Genomic DNA, 3,712 nt, shown 5'->3' on the forward strand with positions numbered 1-3,712 from the left:
TGCTATTCGCCCCCGACGCACCCGACACCGTGTCAGTCGAACCACCTGCGTTCGGTTTGCTCATCCCCGTGCCTCCTTGTCCCCCGGCGGCCCCGCCACCCGCACCTTGTGCGTAGACACTCCCAGATACACCGAGAAATAGTGCTGCAATCAAAAGTCCTTTCATCACTCTCATGGCAAATCTCCTCGAGGCCGAAGCGTTCGCTGGCACCGGAAGGTGTGCGCCCGCGTCGGCTTTACAATCCCTACAATGATGCCGACAAGAATGCCGGAGCCGCACCGTCAACAATCCGGCCGGCTAGAGCGCCAGCAAGGCCGCCAATAATTAGCCAGAAAATGATTTCATGTGAGACCGGGTCCTGTTTCCTCTCCTATAGAGGTAAGTTCGCTTTAGCGGCGAGCCAGCATTCCGATGATGAGTCCGCCGATGAGCGCCATTGCGACGGCTTTCCACGGAGCCTCATGAACGTAATCGTCAGTCGATTCAGAGGCGACACGGTACTTCGTCTTGACCGCCTCCTGTGCGCCAGCAATCTTGTCCTTCAGGTCGGACAGCGTTCGGGAACTGGTCCCTCGGTCTCCGTCGCTGCCGCTGGACTTCGCTGTTGAACCGTTGCCCTGTTGAGACGAAACAGCGGAACCGGCCGGGGTGGACGTGACGGGCGAGGACCCGTCTGCCGGAACGAGGGGTAGATTCGACTCGGTCATTTGAACCTCCATATTTTGTTTGGATGATCAATGGCTTCAGCAAGTGACGTGCCCCCCCACGGAGCATGCTGACCGCAGGTGCAGGCCGCATTTTGCGAAACACGCGGCGACTTCGCCCGCAAGCTCCCACAACTGCTCGCGGTCATCTCAATAGGCAGCGAGCAGCACGAACTCATCTTCCCGCGGGACGTCGCAGACGGTCCGTCTGCTACAGGTCGTTAAGATGGACCTTGACCGCTACCCCGACTGATTCCAGCCTTTCCTGAATGTGGTGCCAGTCAGCGTCACGCATTAGTCCGCTTACACTGATGTCCTCATCTATTTGGTCCCAATGCGGGCCTGCACCAGACGCAGAAATGCGAACATCGCGACGTTGCTCAGGCGTGGCAACCTTCAATTTGGAAACCAGCCCCATGGAACGCGCAGCGAGCCATCGTCGTCCAGATATACGGTAAAGCTACACTCGTCAAAAGACACTCCGATAGCGCGTGCCAATGTATGGACCTCCTTATCCCCGCGTGCGCGACGAACGATGAGGTCGATTGGATGGCGTCGCCCACCCCGGTGGCTCGCTGCTGACAACGGGGGATCGGCTGGGATGTGCTCGGTGATCTTTCCGATGGGGAGTTGAAGGAACTAGGCCTGACGCTCGGTGACCGCAAGCGGCTCGCAAAGCGATTAGCGGCGCGCACGGCAATGCACGGGCGTGCGCTCGAACGCACGCAGGAACGAAGTCAGCCGCTTCCGTCAGCCGCGTCCACAGTTATCGACGCCGAGAGACGGCAGCTCACGGTGATGTTCGTCGATCTGATTGATTCGACAGGGCTTGCCGAGCGATTCGATCCCGAAGACATGCGACGCCTGCTGGGGAGTGTCCGTACTGCGGGCGGGGCCGGCAGCCATCGTTCGGCGCCTTTAGCAGAGTCGGTTGTTGTCGCGGATGCGGAAAATGGTTAGGAAAAACAGGGTTTTGGTTCGAAGCATGCAGCCTGGCGGGCGTACATCAGTCGTCAAGCGACTCATGGACCGCTTCGGCCCCGCGCTTCCAGTAGCTGGCCGCGCGAATCCGTGACTTGTCGACGCCCCGTTCCGCGCACAGGTGGTAGCGCACCGCACGCATCGTCGCGGATTCGCCGGCGGCCCACACGTAGCCTTCGCCGTCTTCGGGCAAGTAGATTTCACGGACCGCTTGCAGCAAGGCCTCGCCGCGATAGCCCGACTCGCTGCGATGACGCCAGACGATATGCAGTTCCGCCCGCGTCGCGAATTCGATCTGGGCCGACGGATCGGCCACTTCGATCACCGCCGCGGCGCGGGTGCCGGCTGGCAACTCTTCGAGGCGGCGAGCAATCGCCGGCAGCGCGGTGTCGTCGCCGATCAACAGATGCCAGTCGAATCCGGTTGGTATCACCAGCGAGCCGCGCGGGCCGCCAATGCCGAGATACTGGCCCACTTTGGCTTGCGCGGCCCACGTTGCAGCCGGGCCGGCCTCGTGCATGGCGAACTCGATGTCGAGTTCGCGCGCGTCGGCGTCGAAGCGGCGCGGCGTGAAATCGCGCGCGATCGGCCGCGGCAGGCCGGCGGGGAATACGGGGCCGTCAGGACCGGCTTCCGGCAGCGCGGGTTTGGCGGCGCCCGGTTCAGGGAAGAACACTTTGATGTGATCGTCGAACGATGCAGAGACGAAATCACGCAGATCCTCGCCCGTGAAGGTGACGCGAATCAGATGCGGAGTCAGCGCGCGCACCGCTTTGACCTGCAACAGACGGAATTTCAGCGGATGCCGCACGCGATGGACTGCCAGATCGGCTCGGTTGTCGTTTGTCAGCATAAGGGTGCCACTCCTGTTGGTTTGATTGGCGCGCGGCGGTGCTGATGGGCACCCTCCCGCGCGCGTGTTGTGCAAATGTCAGGGCAGTGCGAACTCAAGCAGCCGGTTCGTTGCTGTCTGCGTCGCTGCCGGGCGCGCCTTCGGCTTCGATCTCATTTGCCGCGCGCATCAGAATCGCGGCGATGCGGCGCTGTTCGGCAGCCGGTGCGTTGTCACGGCGAAGGAGCGCATGTTTCAGCGCGCGGCGCGCTTCGTTCAGTTCGGGCAGCCAGCCGCCTTCGCTGATATCGGCGGGCTCTTCACCGGCAAATGCGCGGCGCACGGAATCCATCTTGCGGGCGATATGCGCCAGTTTGGCGAGCATCAATTCGACGCGATCACGGTTGGTCGCCAGATATTCACGGCCTGTTTCCGATAGTTCGTAGCGCTTGCGGTTGCCTTCGAGTTGCACCGTCACATAGCCGAGTTCTTCCAGATACGTGAGCGCCGGATAGACCATGCCGGGACTCGGGCTATAGAAACCGTTCGAGCGCGTTTCAAGCGCCTTGATCAACTCGTAACCGTGACTCGGCTGTGCGTCGATCATCGAGAGCAGCAGCAGTTGCAGGTCGTCGGAGCTGAATTTGCGGCCGCGCGGAAAACCGTCGCCGTCGCCACCGAAGCCACCGGGTCCACCACCGCCGAAACGGCCGCCGCGAGCGCCGCCGCGATGCTCGTGATGACGGCCGATTGCGTCCCACAGCGCATGAAACGAGAAGCGGGCATGGCTGTGGTGGCTGAAGCGATGGCGGTGGTCGAAGCTGTCGCGGTCGTCGCGTTCACCGCCTTCACCACGGTGGTCGTCAGGCCGGACGTGGCCGCGTTGGTCGCCGTGAAATTCTTGGTGGCGGCTACGGCCACGCTCATCGTCGTGGAATTCGTGCCGGCCACCATGGCCACGCTCATCGCCGTGGAATTCGTGCCGGTTGCCACGGCCACGCTCGTCGCCATCAAACGCGTGCGATTCGCCGCGCGAGCCATGGCGGTGGTCGAAGCCTTCACCCCAAGTCTCAGTGCGGCGCTCGCCATGGCGCTCGTATTGCCGGGCGAACGCATGCCAGAGCGCATGCAGGGAGGGGCGGTCATGCCCGGTGAAGAAACTCTCGGCCGGGCCACGCGAACGGGAAAATCGAT

Annotated in this window: 4 protein-coding genes and 1 pseudogene; 1 reads left to right on the top strand and 4 read right to left on the bottom strand. The window is 62.4% G+C overall.

Annotation, left to right across the window (positions count from 1 at the left end; genetic code table 11):
• Positions 1-390 precede the first annotated feature (390 nt).
• The gene (locus QOC89_RS08300) at positions 391-708 is read right to left on the bottom strand and encodes a DUF883 family protein (protein ID WP_323044587.1); all 318 of its coding nucleotides are present in this window, start codon (positions 706-708) and stop codon (positions 391-393) included.
• Between the two features lie 208 nt (positions 709-916).
• A complete protein-coding gene (locus QOC89_RS31840) occupies positions 917-1,123 on the bottom strand; it encodes a DUF2442 domain-containing protein (RefSeq protein WP_416340375.1) in 207 nt (68 codons plus the stop codon).
• 212 nt (positions 1,124-1,335) lie between these two features.
• On the opposite strand from QOC89_RS31840, the gene QOC89_RS08305 reads away from it, so the two are divergent.
• Positions 1,336-1,665 (top strand): hypothetical protein, encoded by a 330-nt coding sequence (locus QOC89_RS08305; protein WP_323044588.1) that lies wholly within the window; start codon positions 1,336-1,338, stop codon positions 1,663-1,665.
• Between the two features lie 46 nt (positions 1,666-1,711).
• Here QOC89_RS08305 and QOC89_RS08310 read toward each other — a convergent pair whose 3' ends face one another.
• Together QOC89_RS08310 and QOC89_RS08315 are read right to left on the bottom strand one after the other, a co-directional pair.
• Entirely contained in the window at positions 1,712-2,539 is an 828-nt protein-coding gene (locus QOC89_RS08310) for a siderophore-interacting protein (RefSeq protein ID WP_323044589.1), read from the bottom strand.
• Positions 2,540-2,633: 94 nt separating this feature from the next.
• A pseudogene (locus QOC89_RS08315) lies at positions 2,634-3,461 on the bottom strand (PadR family transcriptional regulator); the annotation flags it as partial.
• Between the last annotated feature and the right edge of the window lie 251 nt (positions 3,462-3,712).

Origin of the sequence: Paraburkholderia sp., assembly GCF_034668105.1 — a bacterium.
Taxonomy (GTDB): domain Bacteria; phylum Pseudomonadota; class Gammaproteobacteria; order Burkholderiales; family Burkholderiaceae; genus Paraburkholderia.